Genomic DNA, 19,568 nt, shown 5'->3' on the forward strand with positions numbered 1-19,568 from the left:
TTTCACGTAACACTTTAGTTTTCATTTCCAGCTCCTTTTGGCGCGAAAGCTTTCTTCAATGCTTCACCAATTACGTTAAAACTAAGTACCGTTAAAAGGATAAGGAATCCTGGGAAGAGTGTTAAATACCAAGCTTCGCCAATATATCCTTGCGCATTGTTTAGCATGCTACCCCAAGAAGAATCTGGCTCTCTAATACCTAAACCTAAAAAGCTAAGTGATGATTCCATTAAAATCGATGTCGCAATTGTTAATGTCGCAGCGATAATAATGGTTGATAAAATGTTAGGAATGATATGTCTTACAATAATTGTGAGTGATTTCTGTCCTGATACTTTTGCGTATAAAACGTACTCACGCTCTTTTACAGATAGCGTTTCTGCCCTTACAATACGAGCGGTGTCCATCCATGTTAGTAATCCAATAATAAGAACTAACGTCGTAATCCCTGGTTTTAAATAAGCATTTAATAACAGCATTAAGAAGAATGATGGGATTGACATAAGTACTTCCACAATTCGCATTAAGAAGTTGTCTAACTTTCCGCCAAAATATCCGCTAATTGTTCCGACTGCGGTTCCGATTGTAATAGAAACAACCATCGCAAGGAAACCGACCGCAAGTGAAACTCTTCCGCCATATAATGCCCTCGTTAAGTAATCCCTTCCGTAATCATCCGTGCCGAAAGGATGACTCATACTCGGTTCTTGTAAACGATCTGGAATCGACATTTTACTAGGATCGTACGGTGATACGAATGCAAATATCGATGCAATTGTTAAAACCGCAAGTATAATAACTCCTATTAGTACAAACTTATTTTTCGTAAAACTACTTTTTAACGTTTGAAATCTCCTATTATTCATTCCAAATCACCCCCTCATTCGAATGCGCGGATCTACTACGCCATATAAAATATCAGCAATTAAATTACCGAGAATTAACATGAACGATGATAATAATGTAATTGCCATGATAATCGGATAATCAAATCTAAAAATAGCATTTACCCCAAGTGAACCAAGACCCGGCCATGAAAATACTGTTTCCGTAATAAATGCTCCGCCTACTAAACTTGGAATCGATAATCCGAAAATTGTAATGATCGGTATTAATACATTTCGAAGTACGTGATTAAATAACACCGTTTTCTTTGAAGCGCCGTACGCATATTGAATTTGTACATATTCTTCTTCTAATTGCTGAATCGTACTTGAACGAATATATCTCATATAAACAGATACGTTTTGGAACGCTAGCACCATGCAAGGTAAAATGCCGTGTTGCACAATATCCCAAACAGAATCTTTACCTACGGTGCGCATACCCATACTCGGAAGTAGGTCCAATTTTAAAGAGAATAAGTAGACTAATAGTAGTGCAAACCAGAAAACCGGCATAGAAATACCAACGTATGAAATAAAGTTTACAATGCGGTCAAAGAATGAATTCTTTTTCACACCTGTAAATAGTCCAAGTGGTATTGCGATTACGAATGAGACGAGTAAAGATGATCCCATTAACCCAATTGTTGCGGGTAATCTTTCTGCGATAAGATCTAAAACAGGACGATGATTTTGAAGTGAGTAACCAAAGTTCCCTGTTAAAATGTTTTTTAACCATAAAAAATACTGCACGTAAATTGGTTGATCTAGTCCTAAACTTTTGCGAATACGCTCCACATCAATTGGACTCATATTTGGCGTTACAAAGTTTCGAACAGGATCCCCCGGCGCTAGCTTTATTAATAGAAAAGAAATAATAGAAATAACAAATAAAAGCGGAATTGCATTTAAAAGCCTCTTCGCAATTACTTTATACACAAACTTCCCCCCTCAAGCTAAAGAAGCTGATTTCCACCAGCTTCTTTATTGTTTCTTATTTCACTTCATAAATCTTAGATAGATCTTCAAACATTGTGACAGGAATTGCTTTTGCTTCTTTTAATCCATCAAACTTTTTATCTACTGCAATAACTGCTTTCGGATACGCAATTGGTAGATAAGGTACATCTTCTCTAGCTGTTTCTTGAATTTTATGGTATAGCTCTGCACGTTTTGTTTTATCTGTTTCAACTGCAGCTTCTTCCCATAACTTATCGAAATCAGCGTTTTTATAACGTGCATAGTTGTATTCAGCATTGCTTAAGAATAAGCTCTTATATGAATCTGGCTCAGGTCCCATTATGTAACCACCAAATGTAATGTCATATTCTTTATTCTCTTTATCTAAGCCTTTTTCACTTGCCGCACTAGCATCTAATGCATTTAGTTCAACTTCTAAGCCAACTTCTTTTAATTTTTGTTGTGTATAAAGCGCTAAGCTTTCCATGATTTTATTATTCGTTACATACATCACACGTACTTTTTCTTTATCTTTCACGCCAGCTTTTGCTAATAAATCTTTCGCTTCTTTTTTATCATACTTATAGTCTTTAATATCTTTCGCATAATACATAGCGTCTGGCGTTAAGATTGAATTTGCTGGTTCTGCAAATTCACCTGAAACGAATGCTGAGTTAATCATTTCTTTCTTATCTAACGCATGCGCAATTGCTTGGCGCACTTCTTTTTTCTTCATAAGATCAGTATTCATGTTATAAGATAAATAGAATAGTCTACCTTCAGGGAATGTCATCATTGAGAAGTTCCCAGTGCTATCTAGCTTCTTAAAGTCTTGCGGCTCAATCATCTTCATGTTGATTTGACCATTTTGCAGTGAAACATTGGCTGTATTACGGTCTTTTACAACGCGATATACGATAGAGTCTAATTTCGCTTTACCGCCGACATAATCATCGAATCGATCTAATGCAACGTACTCATCTGATTTATATTCTTTAAACTTAAACGGACCTGACCCTACAGGCTGTAAGTTTTTCTTACTCTTCGCTAAATCTGCTTCCCCTTCAAATACATGTTTCGGAATTGGGAAGAAATCATTCATCACACCTTCGAAAGATGCGCTTACTTGCGGTAAAACGAATTGAGTTGTTAACTCATCTACCTTTTTCACCTCAAGCGGCTTTCCTTTAAAAATAAAGTTTTCACGACTTGAGCTATTTTGCTTCTCATCCAAAATAGATTGGAATGTAAATGCTATATCGTCGGATGTAATTTTCTTACCATCATGCCATTTCAAATTATCTTTTAACTTCAGTGTCCACGTTAATTGATCTTCTGAAGGCGTAAAGCTCTCAGCAAGAACAAACTTTTTCTTACCGTCTTCCATATGATATAGCGGCGCATATAAAGCTTGCTGCACAGTTAATGACACACGATCATTCGCATAAAGCGGATTCATCGTATCTGGATTATCGCTAACGCCAATCGTTAACGCTCCTCCATCTTTCGGAGTCCCTGATTTGCTAGTGCCCGCTTGCTTCGAATCTTTTTCCCCTGAACAAGCAGCTAATGCAATAAATAATAGTAGGACAAATGGTAATACAAACAACTTCTTCTTCATATTTCGACCCCTCTCGACTATTTACACCTATAAGAAAACTCGGAATTAATACCGAGTTTTCTTATAGGTTTTAAATTACCACTACCCTTATATAAAGTCAAACTTTTTCGCAAAGGTAGAAAGTTTAAAATCTATTAATGCGTTCTTGCGATAAAATATATTTATGCGGAAGATAAAATAAGAAGACCACGAATAAGTAACCTCGTAAAATGAGTAAAAAAACTAGCAGCTTACAGAAAATCCCTCTAAAATGATTGTTATATATACTCGGAACTGTAGAATGGGATTAAAGACAAAAAACACATTTAGGAGGTTATCATGACATTTGATGAATTGAAAAAAAACAAACCAACAACCCAATGGATTGAGAATGATGAAGATGGGGAATTTTTCACTGAAGAAAATATAAGTGCAACAAATAAAGTTCTTGATACTTACATAAATAATTTAGAGCAATTGGGAAAAAATCCAACTGAAGTTGAAATAATGCATGTTGTTAAAGAGGTTGTTCTTAACATAAATGAATTAAATGACGAACATGACTATTTTATCGAAACAATGGAAAGAGAAGATCTCTATGAATTTATCGATACAGCAGCACGAATAGCTGGTCTAGAATCTGAAGAAGACATAACAGAAGAATGGCGTGAATGGTAAAAAGTTGCATCTCTAATAATTAGAGGTGCAACTTTTTTCATACACCAATTGAATGAATGATGTGATGTCTGCGCAGAATTCATATATTTCAACATAATATTAAAAGGCTTCAATTATAAATACTAGCACACCCATCCTGACAAAAAGACCACCAAAAGTCAGTCTCAAAACTCAATCTTATTCCCTACTCCTTGCTCCACCGCTCTCTCATACAAATACTTCGCAACAATAATATCTACTACTGCCAAACCAACCGATTTAAAAACAGTAATCTCTTCATCATTTTCGCGTCCAGCTTTTTCTTTGCTTATAATTTGACCAAGTTCAGCGTGAATGGCGTTTGCTTTGAATAGCCCTTCTTTTATTGGAACTTGAAGGTCTCCTGTTTCGTCTAGTGCTGCTTCTTTTGATTCGACTACTACTTTGTTTGCTTTAGCTATGGCATGTGAGGGTAGTTCTTGCATGCCCGGTTTGAATGAGCCGACGGCGTTTACGTGGACGCCTTTTTGTAGTTTTTCTGAGAAGACTGGTGTGGATGCGTTCGTAGTTGTGACGATGATGTCTGCTTCGCTTATTGCTTCATTTGCATTTGTGTGAACATATGCAGGTTTGTTGAATCTCTCTTGTATATACTCCGCAAATACATACGCCTTTTCTTCTGTTCGATTGTATAAAATGACTTTTTCGATAGCTCTTACCGCAAATACAGCTTCAGCAATTCCTTTCGCTTGTTCACCCGTGCCGATAATGCATAAAGTTTTTGCGTTATGACGAGCTAAATATTTTGTCGCTACTCCTGATAAGGCGCCTGTTCGAATCATCGTTAAGTAGGATCCTTCTAAAAGTGCGAGCGGTTCTCCCGTTTGAAAGTCTGATAGCATCACAATCCCGTTTATCGTTTTCTTTCCTACCTTTTTGTTCTCGGGGACTACTGTTACTACTTTTAAGCCAAGTGCCTCAAGCCCTTCAGCTACTGAAGGCATAATTAATGCCGTATTTTTCTCGTTCGCAAATGGTAATGAACCTCGAATTGGCGTGATTGTTCTTTCTGCGGAAAATTCTTTTAAAGCAAGCGCCGCGTATGCAATAACTTCGTTCATATTTACTAAGTTTCGTTGTTCGTTCGCGCTTATGACTAACATATCTTTCCACCTCCTTCTTCTATCCTAACAAAAATCCCCAGTTCAAATCATCTCTCGGGTCTACAACGAACTGATGAAATCCTGTAATAAATGCATGCCCCGTTACTTTCGGAACGACAGCTTCATATGTATGTACCGTGGTTACCGACAATACTTCCCCCTCGAATTTCCCGTCAGTAATGCATTCGTGGACGAAATTTTCTCCCTTCTGTAAGGCACCTTTCTCAAAAAGAGTTGCGATTCTTGCGGAAGTTCCTGTACCGCAAGGAGAACGGTCTACTTGCCCATCAGCAAAGATTGTTACATTTCGTAAAGTTGCGTCTTCCCCTTTCGGTTCATCTGAGAAAATAACGCCGTATATTCCTTTTAAATCTTCTTCAAGTGGATGCTTCACTTCCATCTGGCTCTCAATGTAGTGCTTAATTTTACCGCCCCACTTTTGAATAGCAGATAAGTCTTTGAAATCGACTTTCAAGCCAAATTCTTTACAGTCTACTACTGCATAAAAAGCTCCGCCAAACGCGATATCTACTTGAAATTCATAGTCATCTATTTTAATAGGAACGTCTTTCTTATATACAAAAGAAGGAACATTTTCAAATGATACGGACTCTACTTCGCTCCCGTTATATGTTGCATACGCAATGACTTCCCCAGCCGGGCTATCAATAATAAACTTTTGTTTTTCCCCCTTTACTTCAAACATACCCGTTTCAATTCCAACTGTAATAACAGCGATAATACCGTGCCCACACATCGTACTCCAGCCTTCATTGTGCATAAATAATACGCCAAAATCAGCGTGAGCACTTGCAGGCGGGGTAATAATACAACCATACATCCCGTGATGCCCCCTCGGTTCATACATAAGAATTTCGCGAAGATGATCCAAATGTTCCATGCAGTATGCGCGTCTTTCTAGCTGCGTGTCTCCTTTTATTTCTGGCACGCCGCCTGTAATAATTCGAAGCGGTTCCCCAGCTACGTGAGCATCAATTGTCGTGTACACTTTACTAACCTTCATTTCTATCTCTCCCCTATATGTTGATACTCTTTTTATTGCAAATATCATGCCAACGCATAGGATATAAATTTGTATACATTGTGTAAAAAAGCATACAGTACTGTCTATTTTTTTATACAATGTCCGTAAATTATTTTATGGAACACCTTGATACAGCCAGGCTTATTATTTTCAATGGAAAGTTACTTCCACCCCCAACATATACTGTTCAAAAGCAAAAAGGAAGTGATCCAATGTACTACGGAACAAAAGGCTGGTACGTAGCTGAATTAAAAAAATTAGGTGTGCGCTATCATGAAGGACGAAAACTAGAAAGTTACCGCGGACACATCTTGCGCAATTTACTACTTGCACAACAAGAGAAATTAAAAGAACAGTAACATTCTAATGTAACAATATCGGCGATTCGACATGCAATATCGACTTACCGACAAATTTCGCTAATTCATCTACCTAAACCACCAACCAATTACACATCAATACAAACAAAAAAGGTCATCCAAACGGGTGACCTTTCTTTCTTATTCACAAACAAGAATCTGTCTAGTAAATGACCCTTTTCTTGTAATACAGCGATCTGTAATTTCAAATCCTGCTTCATGGATCATGTCGTCCATTGTTTCCATCGTGACAACGACTACTTTTTTCGCGATGCGGCGTGCACTTGAGAGAATTGATAGTTGATCTTCTGGTGTGGCGTGCGTAAATAGGTCGTACGGCATATCGATAATGGCAACGTCGTAGTTCTCAGTAATTTCCTCGATCGGCCCTTTTGTTACTGTTCCTTCAAATCCGAAATGTGCGATGTTTTTTCTCGTTCCAAGAACTACAAGTGGATTTATATCTCTACCAACGATGTTAATCCCCATAGAAAGTGCTTCTACTACTACTGTTCCAATACCGCAGCACGGGTCAATTGCTCGTACTCCCTCTGGATTTGGCACAGCGATATTTGCAACTGATCTCGCAACACGTGTGCTAAGAGATGTCGAATAACTATGCGGTTTTTTTATGTGATGATACCAAACGGGTTCGCTTTCTACATAGTGCCCGAAGTACCAGCGTCCTCCAAGAGGAACAATCCCGAATACACGCTCTGGATTACGAACATCCGCTTCTCCTTCAATATGCATGCCGAGGTCTCGTTCAATAAGACGTCTTTCTCCATATTCAATTTTATTCTCTCCAACGAGGTCATTGATTTTAACGAAGATAACTTTAAATGTCGCTCCCGCCAAATCAATTTGTTCCACTTGTTTTAAGATACTTTCTAAGTCGTCCCCTTCATACATAACCTCAACGCGCTCTTTTATAAACGCACTTCTACTCGGGTCAATTTTGACATCACTTTTTAAAATATTAACGTGGGACTCCATTCCAAAGAACGAGCGCATTTCCAAGTAACATAAAGCACGCTCCTCCTCACGAAATGCATACGTATATATACAGGCAGGTGTTTTACTATGATTATTCAATCTATTATCATCCTCTATCGTTTAAAATTGTTCTGATTACAATTACTCAAATACTTTTCTTTTGTATATAAAATTAAATGATATCATATGCCGGAAATAAAGAGAAACGTTAATAAATAAAAGAGACTGCCAATGGCAATCTCTTATTATTTATTAACGGAAAGAAGACACGTTGTTACCCATTTCTTCATAGTAATCTAAAATACCTTGATAAATCGCTTCCGCTGCACTTTGTCTCTGCGCTGGTGTAGCTATTTTATCTGCATCACTTTTATTATCTACAAATGCTAATTCTGCTAATACAGCTGGCATTGTATTTTCTCTAATTACGTATAAATCGCCTTTTTTCACACCACGATCTTTTGTTCCCAGTGCATCTACAAGACGCTCTTGAATTTTTTCTGCTAGTAAACGACTTTCTGATACGTTAGGATTTGTTCCTCTTGCTGTCGCTGATTCATAGTAAAACGTTTCTGTACCTTGCCCATTTTTACTTTCCGTACCATTACCATGGATACTTACAAAAATATCCCCATTATTTTTTTGAGCAAATTCTACACGTTTCTTTAAAGAATCAGAAGCACTTGTTCCTGGACGTGTATCATCTGTACGAGTGAATAACACAGTAAATGGTGTCTTTTTCTCAAATATCTTCTGTAATCGTAGTGATACATCTAATACAGTTTCACTTTCTTTCTCATAATAACCTGGATTACCTGAATCAACTCCACCATGACCTGGATCAATGATAATCGCTTTGCCCTCTAAGAAGTTACCTTGCTTCACTGGATTTAATTGATTTTTATTAACCCATTGGAAACCAGCGCCCATGCGGATACGAATCCAGCTACCGTTCTCTTCAATAACAGTTACTTGCTGTGCGTTATGTGTTCCCATTACTTTTGAAGAAGAAGAAGCTTCTGCATAAGTAGTGAATCCTTCATTAATAACTTCTGTTTTCTCTACTAAAGGTGTCCATTTATCACCTTTACTTGTTGCAATTTTGATCCATCCATCTCGCTCTTCTTTAATTTCAACCATTTGTGGATTATGCTGATTTGCACTAATCCCAGAACTTAATGATGGTGCGTGATATGTAATGAATTTTCTATCTATGTACATTTTCTTTGTTTCTACTGGACGATCACTATTCTTGCTAAATTTATCTGTTTGCGCAGTAAGTTGAGCTGCTTGTTCACGCGTAATAGAATCATTCGGTTTCCAGCCATCCTCTGTACCTAAAGAAAGTTTTAATTCTACTAAAATATTAACTTCTTCTTTACCCCAATGATTCTCTAAATCAGCAAATTTTGTAGGAACTGGTCCTGTTACTTTGCTTTTCAGATTATATGCTCTTACAAGCATAGCTGCCATTTCAGCACGAGTTACTTTTCCTTCAGGATCAAATACTCCTGGTTCTCGCCCTTTAATAATATTCTCTTTTTCCATGGCTGCAATAAATGAAGCTGCCCAACTATTTTTTGCATCATTATAAGACGGCTTTGCATTTGGATCTATTTTAGCACCAATTGCTGTTGCGATAATCTTTGCTGCCTGAGCGCGTGTTAAATTTCCGTATGGCATAAAGTTACCATCTGGCATACCGTTAATTACATTTCTCTCTACTAAATAATAAATTGCGTCTTTTGACCACGCACTATCTGAAACATCAGGAAATTTCTTCGTTTCTGCTAAACTACTAATTGGATGTGCTAGTAAATTTGCTGCTAATAAACCTGCGGCTATTGCTTTGTACTTCATGAAAAATAAATCTCCTCTCAAAACTCCATATTCATTCATTTTTTTAATCAAGCTAACTAAAAAATATTAACTATTAATTAATTCCTTTCATAGTGTATAACATTATATATCTATAGTAAATACGTTTCCGGCCGTATAACAAAAATCGCATATATATAACTTATAATGAATGTATATAAAAAACTTTAATCAGCCCTCACCAATCGGGCTTTTACGGGCAGCCCGCCCCCATCTAACTTTTTTGCTTTCGCTGAATTTTGAGGTAGGAGTCTTACTGCCCGGCAAATAGCGGGATAAAAAAGCGATTAGGACATGTCTCCTAATCGCTTTGCCAAATAAAAAGCTGATTAAAAATAATATCTTTAATCAGCTCTCTATTATCTATGAAATTATTCTTCAATTAAATTAGACATTACATATGCATACACTAATGCTTCTGTATGCGCAATAGAACTTTCATGCGTACGTTCAAATGCGTGGGAAGAATCAATACCCGCTCCAATTAACGCATGTTTCACATCAAATCCCGCGCGAATCGCAGCTGATGCATCAGATCCGTAGTACGGATAAATATCTACTTTATATTCAATATGATTCGTTTTCGCAAGCTCTACTAAATGTTTGCGCAGTGCATAATGATACGGGCCGCTAGAGTCTTTTGCACAAATAGATACTGTATATTCATCAGATGCTTGTCCATCACCTAACGCTCCCATATCAACTGCTAAGTATTCAACAGTTTCTTCTGGAATGTTAGAGTTACCACCGTATCCAATCTCTTCATTATTAGAAATTAAGAAATGCGTCGTATATGGTAATGTTACGTTTTCATCTTGTAATCTTTTAATTAATTTTAATAAAATTGCAACACTTACTTTGTCATCTAAATGACGTGATTTTATGTATCCACTCTCTGTAATTTGAACGCGCGGATCAAATGAAACGAAGTCTCCTACTTCAATTCCTAATTCGCGTACTTCATCAGCTGAAAATACGCGCTCATCAATACGAACTTCAATATTTTTCTCATTGCGTTTTGCTTCACCTGCATCTTTATATACATGTACAGATGTTTGATGCATTAAAATCGTTCCTGTATATGTCTTGCCACTTGATGTTTCAATTTCGCAATATTCCCCTTCTACAGAGTTCCAGCGAAATCCACCAATCATAGAAAGACTCAGGCGACCATCAGGCTTAATTTCTTTCACCATCGCACCTAACGTATCAACGTGTGCCGTTAATAAGCGGTGCTGTGCATCATTTTTCCCTTTTACCGTTAAAATAAGAGCTCCCTTATTATTACGTTTCGTTTCTACGTTCCACTCACTGACATAGTTTTCAATGAAATTAATAATTTTTGCTGTATTTCCAGATGGACTTGGAATAGAGACAAGCTCCTTAATCAGTTCCATCGTTTCTTTCGTATGGTGTGCCATTGTCGTTTCCTCCTCATTTTCTCTACTATTCAGTATACAAAATTCGCCAGAAAACCTCTACTTATATGGCCTAATTTTCTAAATTGTAGTAAAATTCTTTTTAGTATACAAAAGGAGCCCTGAAATATGAATATATCAAAAAAATATATACACATTGCACTCATTTGGTTTTTAGCATCATTATTTTGTTTACAAATCTCTTATGCCATTCATACTACTACTTCTATTACAATCGGCTGGATATTAACAGCTATCTTCTTCATTATTAGCTTCATTGCAACAAGAAAGCATAGCGTTACTCAGTAACGCTATGCTTTTCCTATAAAACTATTCTTCTGAAACGTCTAATAAATAAATCCCTCTTTCAAATCCACCGCGCTCTATCTCTTTTTGCTTACGAAGGCGTTCTACATCTTCAATCGATGCACCTTCTGCACGTGCTAATGAGATGATAACTTCTAGCGCATCCGCAAGAGAATCTAGCGCATGTTCTCGTTCTTTCATAGAAGCAAATTCACGAATTTCTTCCGTTCCAATTTTCGCTAAAGCTTGTATGTATGCTTGACCTGTTAATTTTTGTGCTGTATATGTTTTTCCAGACATTAAAATCTTCTCTGGAACACGATCTCTTACTAACTTGTTATATGCTGACATCATTCATCCTCCTATATTTAATAACATCCGAGCTCTGCTTTATAGAAAAACCATTTTTTCTTCACGCACGCACTTAACATATCAATTCCTGATCCATGTGCTCTTACATGCCGAAAGAAATAGTGCTCTAAGTTTTCTTCCTTACCATATAGAGTTTGGTACTCATCTGGAATCGCTTCTTTTTTCACATCTTTTTCTTTCGTCACCCCGTCAGAAAATGCAACACTTGGATGTCCCTCAAAAAATAACGCAGTCCGAACTGCCAAAGATGGTGTACTATGCAAAACAGAATATGTAAGCAGAATAATAGTGATAACACCAATTATTTTCTTCATGTATTACTCCTAAAAAAAAGTGCTAACACAATTATACTAAAATGTGTTAGCACTTTCTCCCCTTTATCCCGAATTAACGAGCTAATAATTAGTGAGGAATGGACAAACTTTATTCCCCTTTAAATGCTGGTAAACGTTTCTCTAAAAACGCAGCAATTCCTTCTTTATGATCCGCTGTTTGTCTCATTGCATATTGACCACGCTTTTCTAATTGCAATGTTTGCTCTAAATTAGAGCGATTTACTTCACATAAAATTTGCTTCGTTTGAATCATTGCTTTAATCGGTTTTTGTGACCATTCATTAATTTTTTGTTTCACAGCCGTTTGGAAATCTTCGCCGATTACTTCATCAATTAAGCCGATATCAAGCGCTTCTGTCGCTGATAACTTCTTACCTTCCCAAATAATTTGCTTCGTCATATTTTCACCGACACGCTTTTGAAGGAAGAAATGACCGCCTCCATCTGGAATTAAAGCGATTCCAATAAAGTTCATTGCAATAACAGATGATATATCCGCCATTACATAATCAGCTGTTAACGCAATACTTAACCCAAGACCTGCAGTCGGTCCATGAATTGCACTAATAACAAGCTTTGGCATCGTATATAATGTCACGACAACTTCAGAAATGGTATTCATAATGCCATCAAACTTACTTTCATCATTACTTGAAAGCATCGATTTAATATCCCCACCCGCAGAAAAACCACGGCCGTTCCCGCATAACACAACGATATGCGCAGAACTTTCCGCTACTTCTTTCAACTTTTGTAATAACTCTTTTAAGGTCGGCTCATCCAACGCATTTAACACCTCTGGGCGATTGACCATAACCGTTGCAACGTGGCCTTCATATTTCACAACGACAGATTCTGTTTTACTTGTTATTTCCATTATATATACCCCTCTTTTCTCCATAAAGATTATACTTATATAATTATAGAAAACCACTGAAAAATCCTTCTTTTTTCTCAATTTTCTGTCTAATAATCTCGCAATTTGTACATTTACCGTATAAAACATACAATTCCGTTGAAAAATATAGAAATTAAAGTCGGTTTATCCATGCTTTTCATCTATTTACCATTACAATGAAATGGTGTATTCTTAAGTTTGATAAAAAACAAATATTGAAATTCATTCGCCTTACTATGTAAAAAAGGCTTTATACCCATCTTTTGGGTGTTGTAATAAAGGAATGAAGAACTGGAGGAACATATGGTTAATAAGTTGAAACAAACGGATAACTACTTCCCACATTTCCTATTGCTATTCATTGTGTTTCAACCAATTTTAGATTTATTAACATCTTTTTCAATCTATATACTACACATGAGCGCAACAGTTGGAGTTGTAGTCCGTTTCGCCTTTATGCTTCTTGCATTAGGGTACCTACTTCTTCATCACAAACAACAAGATGCGAAAAAGTACATCCTCTATTTATGCTTACTCGGAATCGCACTCGCAATTGGTCTTGTAAATAATATGATGGTTAAATCTCCAGTTTCATTTGGAGAAGAAGTTAAATTCATCTTAAAGAGCGTATATCCAATTGTGCTACTGTTTGGATATATTATCGCCTTTAAAGAGCTAAAAAATAAAGAGTATGTATTTCATAAAATCATTACATATTTCTTATATGCAACTTTAATTTTAAGCATTACAATGATTGTCGCAATGCAAACTGGAACGGATTTCCCAAGCTATCCTCACTCAAAAATCGGTTCAAGAGGTTGGTTCTTCGCTGGAAATGATTTAAGTTCTCTTTTCGCCATTATGTTCCCAATCATTGTCTTATATTCGATTCATAAAACAACTTCTTTCTCGAAAATATATTACTGGATTCCAACAATACTTGCGATGTATGCAAGTATTATGGTCGGAACGAAAGTCGGATATGGCGCAATTGTTATTACATTAGGCGTAGCACTTTTCTTCTCATTCATTGAATATATGATAAATCGTAAAAAAGAAGGAAAAGGATTCACACATATTGTAAATACCGTTGTTGTCGCAGTTATACTAGGAGGTTTAATCGCTCTTACACCGCATACTCCTATCGCAAAAAATATGGGCATTCACATGCAAATATACGAATACAAAAAATCAGTGCAAGAAGAGAAAGATCGAAAAGAAGGAAAAGTAATTAAAGCAGATCCAGAAGATGCAAAAAAACATGCAAAAGGTGAACTTACAGATTCTGAAGTAAAAAGTTTAATTTACAGTGATCGCGACAAATTCTTAAAAACATACAAACAATACTATAAAGACGCACCGCTTTCACAAAAACTATTCGGAATGGGTTACGCTGGTAACTACACAGATAAAATTAAATTAATTGAAATGGACTTCCATGACCTATTTTTCGCCTTTGGAATTGTCGGTTTCCTTATTTACTTAATACCTCTTCTATACTTTGGTATTAAATTATTTATCCGCATGATCACAAACTTTAAGAAAATCATGAGCGTAAAGTATATGCTATTAGCAAGCACACTCGTTCTATCACTTGGCATTGGCTTTATGTCTGGCCACGTATTAACAGCGCCATCCGTTAGTATTTTCTTCGTTGTTATACTCGCTTATATCATTGTTGATTTTGAAATTGAATAAAAAGAAGGTGCTACGAAATATTAGTAGCACCTTCTTTTTTATTTAATTAATGTTTTACGTATTCTAAACTTTCTTTTGCAATATACGCTTCTGTTACAGTAGGATTATCTGAAATAACTTTAACCCACGCTTTTCCATTTATTATTTCTTCACCAGTAACTGTAACAACTACATTTGTATTTAAACGATACAGTCGCTCATTTGATATACTAGGATTCTTTTTCACTTCCACGTTATTCATCACACGTGCAAGTTTGTACTTGTTGTATTCTTTTTTACCTAAATAAGAATCAAAACGGTTCATATGCCCCGCTACTTTTTTACCCCAGTTCGCATCAGATGCATATTTCGCATTTAAACCAGCAGCTTTATCACCTGTATATGTTGCTGTATAACGCCAATGTCCTGGATTTAAATATCCTTCATTCATGTATAATTGTGCTGCATGTTCAATACAATCTTCTTTTGAATTGAATGCTTCTCCGTTGCCATATGGACTATCGTCTGTTGCTTTTAAACCAAATAAATTATTTTTGTCTTTTGCAAGAGCGCTTGTTCCATAATAACTTTCATGAATTGCTAATGAATATAAGAATAATGCATTTACATTATACTTGCTTTCTACTTCTTTAAATTTCTTTCCTAAACCAATTAATGGAGAGTCTGGCTTAATCGATTTCACATAACTATCTAGTTGTTCAGCTGTATAATCTGTTTTCGAACGTAATGATAAATAATTGAAATATTGATAGAAAGTTTCGTCTCCGAATGTCTTTCCATCTACACTATACATTTGCTGTCCTTGCTTCATGAAAGAAGGTGCCACACCATATCTAAATTCTGTATATCCAGGTGAACTTGTATTATATGTATAATATTTATGGTATAAATATCCATCTGATTTCACATAATAAGACGACTGTTTCATTTCATTTGTAGGAATTAAAGTGATTTCATTCTTCTTCACATAACCTGTCAAACCAGAAAGTTGAACTTTCACACGATCTTCGCCAACTTCTAACACTTTCAATTCTGTTCCATACTGAATATACGTATATACTGTTGACAAATTCTCATCATAAATATTAATGATGTTTTGCCCAGTTATTCTTTTCGCACTTGCAAAACCATCTTTAATCCATAAAAATTCGTTCTCGTATTTTACCGCATTCATACCTTTATTTTGAGCAGCCGTAACCGCTTCTTTATACGTATTATAGCGCTCTACTTCTTGCTCTGTTCCGTTTTCTCTTACATTTGTCACAACATATTTCTTAGTTTCTACAGGATTGCTATTTCCGTTTTTTTCAATCGTCTGAAGCATACGATCCAACATAGCTGAAGCCATCCCTCTTGTAGCTGATAAATGTGGTCTAAATGTATTATCTTCTGGATACCCTTTAATAATTTGAGTAGCCACCATAACTTGCACATGCTCTTTATAGTTAATACTATCTTTATCAGTAAAGGTAAGCGGACTTACAGCTACTTTAATATTTTTATAGTCTAACGCTCGCTTTACCATTATCGACATTTCTTCACGTGTAATCACATCATTTGGTGAGAATGTCTCGTTCGTACGACCATTAATAATTTTCGCTCCATATGCTCTACTTACACCATCATATAAACCGTAAATCTTCGGCACATCCTCGAAATTCGAATCAGCTTTCGGTAAATTTAAAGCCCTTGCTATGAATGTAGCAAACTCTGCTCTTGTTACTAATTTATCAGGCGCATATACATTGTCTCCATACCCCATTAAAACTCCTTTAGTAATAAGTGAGCGCATATTCGTCTCAAACATATGTCCTGTAATATCATCATTTGCCGCATAACTTGAAATAGGAGTTAAAAGTAATGATCCCGTTAATGCCACTGCTGTTATACCTTTTGAAAAAGTCTTCAAGTTTACCCTCCTCGTAATCTACGAATTTATTATCACAAATTTGATTATATAATAATCGCAATCATTTTAGCATAATAAATAGGAATTAAAATAAAACGTTTTTGTAATTAGAATTTTCATTAAATTCAAAACAAAAATAAAAGACACTTTACTTTTTTAATAAAGTGCCTTTTTCCATATGATCAATGAGTTTCTTTGTTGCCTGTTTGCCTTGCAACCGAAGCTCATCTATTGTCAATTGTAACTCTTGCTGCACAGTTCCTTGTTGCATTAATTGCTTTTTCGCAATTTCATATAAATACTCAGCACTCCATTCGCCATCCACACTCCCTATAACTGGCTGATTCACTTGACTTAAAAACGAATCAATTTTCGGATCGTATGAAATCCCGACCATTGGAGTTTTGGCTACGGCAGAAAAAACAAGTGCATGAAGACGCATACCAATTAGTAATGAACATTGTGATAAAATGAATATTTTCTCGTCGATATCCATTTTATACGGAAGCATATACGTCTCTTCTCCCATTAAGTCTACTACTTCACGCGAAGCTTTTTGATCAAATGGCTCATGCATTGGAACAAATAGAATTTGGTATCCTTCTTGCTTTAATTTTTTTAGTGCCGCAGCTAATTTTTTTATATAATCTTCTTTTGCATTCCAATAACGCACACTAACCGCAATTACTTTTCCATGTATCGAATGCTTTTGCAACCAATCCGATTGTTTTGTCCGTTTCCATGTTAAAACAGGGTCTGGAACAATTTCAATATCGTTTTTTATGCCAAGTTCTTTTAAATATAAAAACGAATCCTCATCTCGAACTGATACATAGGAAGCTTTTGACAAGTTCCATTTTACTAATAGACGATTATATCCTTTTGTAATTGGACCTATTCCTTGTGAATAAATATAATACGGCTTTTTTAATAATCGAGCGAGTCCCATAATACCCGTATAATATAGAATACTCTTCGTACTTGTCTGATCTTGAAGAAGGCTCCCGCCACCGCTAATAACTCCATCACTGTTTTTTATCGCATGATAAACAGCTTTTATATCCCAGCGATCTACCGATTCTACACCATACATTTCCTTTGTATATTTAGAATCATTTGATAGTACTACTAGTTCTATATCCGGGTTCTCTTTACTTAACGATTCAATAATTGATTGTAGAATCGCCTCGTCTCCAACATTATAAAAACCATAATATCCTGATAAGACTAAACGCACCCTAAATCTCCTCCAAAACTAGGTAACCGTTTATTTCATCTAACATAAACTAGTACCCATTCCTTACCTAAACACTTGATACCCTACATAGTTTCCTCTTTATCAGTTCATATGAATTATAATAAAAAATTAAATTTCTATATTTATCTTTTCAAAAATGGTATTTTGTTTATTGATATCCATTTTAATTTCAAAGCACATACACCATACAAAATGGTTGTAATACTTAATGCTATACCACTGAATAATAACGTCATAATTCTTGAAGTTGTAACATCTATCACATTACATAATTCATACAATCCTAGTCCCAAAATACATGCTATTGCTAGCACACCGAAAAAGCTTTTTAAATGAATAGAATAGGCAATATAGCTTCGAATATACAAATGATTTACAATACAAATCAATACGTAAGTAATTAGTGTACTATACGCCGCTCCATCTATGCCAAACTTCTGCACGAACATAATGTTTAACATGACTTTCACACAACTCGCACCAATAACAATCCATGCAGCTTGTGCAGAACGGTTAATGCCCTGTAAAACACCTATTGATAATACCATAACCGCAGTAAAATACGAACTGCCAATCATAACTGTTAACATACTACTGCCTTTTACATCTGTGAACAATCCGACATTTAACGGTACTGTTAATGCCATCAACCATATTGTTAACGGTGCTGTCAAAACATGCGCTAGTCGATTTGTATTTTGAATTGTTATTTTCGCCAAATTTATATCTCTTTTGGCCAATGCGGAAGTTAAGAGTGGTATTAACGGAAATACAATTGCACTTGCAAAAATAACAATTATTTGCGTGAATGCAAAACCGCGACTGTATATTCCAAATTGTTCTTGAATTTCTGTTGATGATCCTTGTAATACATGCGGTATTGTAAGCGAGTCTACTAAATTTAAAAGTGGCATTGATAAAGCTCCGATAGCGATTGGGATCGATACCCGCAATATCTTTTTGCCGTTTTCTCTTAAATCTCGGAGCGAATAGGAATTGCTTTTATTGTAGTATGGACTTCTATTATATTTTATACGCAAATATATAAGCGAACTAATGACTCCAAGAAAAGAGCCAACCATCGCACCACTAGTAATAACAGTATTACTCTTATCCCATGATACTAGTATGTAAGCAATTATTAACATAAAAAACACACGTACAAATTGCTCAATGACCTGTGATACCCCTGTTGGTTTCATATCACCGAAACCTTGAAAATACCCTCTATACACCGCCATGTATGGCGCAATGAATAATGCTAATGAAGTAATAAGCAACGGCATTCTAGTTTCTTGTCCACCGAGCATATTCGCAATTTCAATAGAAAATAATACAATGACTAAACAGCCGAAAACGCCAAATGCTATCCCAATAATTGACGCTGATTTAAATAATTTCGCAATTTCCTTTTGCTTATTTTTTTCGTTCAACTCTGCAATTAGTTTCGAAATTGCAAGTGGAACTCCGGCTACCGATAATGTAAGAGCAATCATATATACAGGAAAAACAAGGCGAAAAATACCGAGTACTTCATCTCCTGCAATATTTTGTAATGGAATTTGAAAAAAACTACCAAGCAATTTTGACAAAAAAGTTGTAATGGTTAAAATTGCTGCTCCTTTTACAAATGTTTTATTCATATTTTTTCTCTTTTCTTTTATACATATACTCTCAAACATATTGTTTTAAGCGATAGGGATTCATTTTATCCCATTGGTTATCATAACAAATTTATTATAGGTTGAATACTTGGTTTTTTTTTCAAAATAGAAAAGCGAACCCATTTAAGCCTGTCTCTTCACAATATTTTTCTAATTCCTTCCATTATA

Annotated in this window: 18 protein-coding genes; 4 read left to right on the plus strand and 14 right to left on the minus strand. The window is 35.8% G+C overall.

All coding sequences use genetic code 11. The features are described from left to right. Positions 1-14: 14 nt before the first annotated feature. Genes EBQ15_RS25250 through EBQ15_RS25260 form a run of 3 tightly spaced genes read right to left on the minus strand, consistent with a single transcriptional unit; the run spans position 15 to position 3,465 of the window. Entirely contained in the window at positions 15-866 is an 852-nt protein-coding gene (locus EBQ15_RS25250) for an ABC transporter permease (protein ID WP_001065317.1), read from the minus strand. Between the two features lie 6 nt (positions 867-872). Further along, complete coding sequence (locus EBQ15_RS25255) at positions 873-1,823, minus strand: ABC transporter permease (protein ID WP_000278770.1); 951 nt, start codon at positions 1,821-1,823, stop codon at positions 873-875. A 55-nt stretch (positions 1,824-1,878) separates the two neighbouring features. Further along, positions 1,879-3,465, minus strand: a complete 1,587-nt coding sequence (locus tag EBQ15_RS25260) for an ABC transporter substrate-binding protein (RefSeq protein WP_033693070.1) — start codon at positions 3,463-3,465, stop codon at positions 1,879-1,881. A 318-nt stretch (positions 3,466-3,783) separates the two neighbouring features. Between EBQ15_RS25260 and EBQ15_RS25265 the strand changes: the two genes are divergently transcribed. Then, positions 3,784-4,122 carry a hypothetical protein gene (locus EBQ15_RS25265; RefSeq protein WP_000141768.1) on the plus strand — a complete coding sequence of 113 codons (339 nt, stop codon included), beginning with the start codon at positions 3,784-3,786 and terminating at the stop codon, positions 4,120-4,122. A 164-nt stretch (positions 4,123-4,286) separates the two neighbouring features. On the opposite strand, the gene EBQ15_RS25270 is transcribed toward EBQ15_RS25265, so the two are convergent. Together EBQ15_RS25270 and EBQ15_RS25275 are read right to left on the minus strand one after the other, a co-directional pair. Beyond that, positions 4,287-5,264 (minus strand): ornithine cyclodeaminase family protein, encoded by a 978-nt coding sequence (locus EBQ15_RS25270; protein ID WP_000960295.1) that lies wholly within the window; start codon positions 5,262-5,264, stop codon positions 4,287-4,289. A 19-nt stretch (positions 5,265-5,283) separates the two neighbouring features. Further along, positions 5,284-6,336: a proline racemase family protein gene (locus EBQ15_RS25275; RefSeq protein ID WP_001999170.1), complete on the minus strand. Its 1,053-nt coding sequence runs from the start codon at positions 6,334-6,336 to the stop codon at positions 5,284-5,286. A gap of 89 nt (positions 6,337-6,425) precedes the next feature. Between EBQ15_RS25275 and EBQ15_RS25280 the strand changes: the two genes are divergently transcribed. Continuing rightward, positions 6,426-6,668, plus strand: a complete 243-nt coding sequence (locus tag EBQ15_RS25280) for a YflJ family protein (protein WP_001999171.1) — start codon at positions 6,426-6,428, stop codon at positions 6,666-6,668. Between the two features lie 141 nt (positions 6,669-6,809). Here the strand turns inward: EBQ15_RS25280 and EBQ15_RS25285 are convergent, their stop codons facing one another. From EBQ15_RS25285 to EBQ15_RS25295, 3 genes are all read right to left on the minus strand, one after another. After that, the gene (locus EBQ15_RS25285; protein WP_001059316.1) at positions 6,810-7,763 is read right to left on the minus strand and encodes a TRM11 family SAM-dependent methyltransferase; all 954 of its coding nucleotides are present in this window, start codon (positions 7,761-7,763) and stop codon (positions 6,810-6,812) included. 153 nt (positions 7,764-7,916) lie between these two features. Continuing rightward, positions 7,917-9,524 carry an N-acetylmuramoyl-L-alanine amidase gene (locus EBQ15_RS25290; RefSeq protein ID WP_000875324.1) on the minus strand — a complete coding sequence of 536 codons (1,608 nt, stop codon included), beginning with the start codon at positions 9,522-9,524 and terminating at the stop codon, positions 7,917-7,919. A gap of 389 nt (positions 9,525-9,913) precedes the next feature. Further along, positions 9,914-10,963, minus strand: a complete 1,050-nt coding sequence (locus EBQ15_RS25295) for a M42 family metallopeptidase (protein ID WP_000930087.1) — start codon at positions 10,961-10,963, stop codon at positions 9,914-9,916. 126 nt (positions 10,964-11,089) lie between these two features. Between EBQ15_RS25295 and EBQ15_RS25300 the strand changes: the two genes are divergently transcribed. Next, positions 11,090-11,269 carry a hypothetical protein gene (locus EBQ15_RS25300; RefSeq protein ID WP_001027085.1) on the plus strand — a complete coding sequence of 60 codons (180 nt, stop codon included), beginning with the start codon at positions 11,090-11,092 and terminating at the stop codon, positions 11,267-11,269. Between the two features lie 21 nt (positions 11,270-11,290). Here the strand turns inward: EBQ15_RS25300 and EBQ15_RS25305 are convergent, their stop codons facing one another. The 3 genes from EBQ15_RS25305 to EBQ15_RS25315 form a co-directional block, all read right to left on the minus strand. Next, positions 11,291-11,617, minus strand: a complete 327-nt coding sequence (locus EBQ15_RS25305; protein ID WP_001277350.1) for a nucleoside triphosphate pyrophosphohydrolase — start codon at positions 11,615-11,617, stop codon at positions 11,291-11,293. Positions 11,618-11,634: 17 nt separating this feature from the next. Continuing rightward, entirely contained in the window at positions 11,635-11,952 is a 318-nt protein-coding gene (locus tag EBQ15_RS25310) for a hypothetical protein (protein ID WP_000720152.1), read from the minus strand. 109 nt (positions 11,953-12,061) lie between these two features. Then, positions 12,062-12,874, minus strand: coding sequence for an enoyl-CoA hydratase (locus EBQ15_RS25315; RefSeq protein WP_001999174.1), 813 nt, complete (start codon positions 12,872-12,874; stop codon positions 12,062-12,064). A gap of 300 nt (positions 12,875-13,174) precedes the next feature. Here EBQ15_RS25315 and EBQ15_RS25320 point away from each other — a divergent pair, with 300 nt between their 5' ends. Beyond that, positions 13,175-14,569, plus strand: coding sequence for an O-antigen ligase family protein (locus EBQ15_RS25320; protein ID WP_000247536.1), 1,395 nt, complete (start codon positions 13,175-13,177; stop codon positions 14,567-14,569). 46 nt (positions 14,570-14,615) lie between these two features. Here the strand turns inward: EBQ15_RS25320 and EBQ15_RS25325 are convergent, their stop codons facing one another. The 3 genes from EBQ15_RS25325 to EBQ15_RS25335 all read right to left on the minus strand — a co-directional run bounded on the left by EBQ15_RS25325 (position 14,616) and on the right by EBQ15_RS25335 (position 19,379). After that, a complete protein-coding gene (locus EBQ15_RS25325; protein WP_000847502.1) occupies positions 14,616-16,478 on the minus strand; it encodes an S-layer homology domain-containing protein in 1,863 nt (620 codons plus the stop codon). Between the two features lie 148 nt (positions 16,479-16,626). Then, positions 16,627-17,715: a polysaccharide pyruvyl transferase CsaB gene (gene csaB / locus EBQ15_RS25330; RefSeq protein ID WP_001241591.1), complete on the minus strand. Its 1,089-nt coding sequence runs from the start codon at positions 17,713-17,715 to the stop codon at positions 16,627-16,629. A 143-nt stretch (positions 17,716-17,858) separates the two neighbouring features. Further along, positions 17,859-19,379: a putative polysaccharide biosynthesis protein gene (locus EBQ15_RS25335; RefSeq protein ID WP_001043993.1), complete on the minus strand. Its 1,521-nt coding sequence runs from the start codon at positions 19,377-19,379 to the stop codon at positions 17,859-17,861. Between the last annotated feature and the right edge of the window lie 189 nt (positions 19,380-19,568).

This window comes from Bacillus sp. 2D03, from assembly GCF_003946765.1.
Lineage (GTDB): Bacteria > Bacillota > Bacilli > Bacillales > Bacillaceae_G > Bacillus_A > Bacillus_A cereus.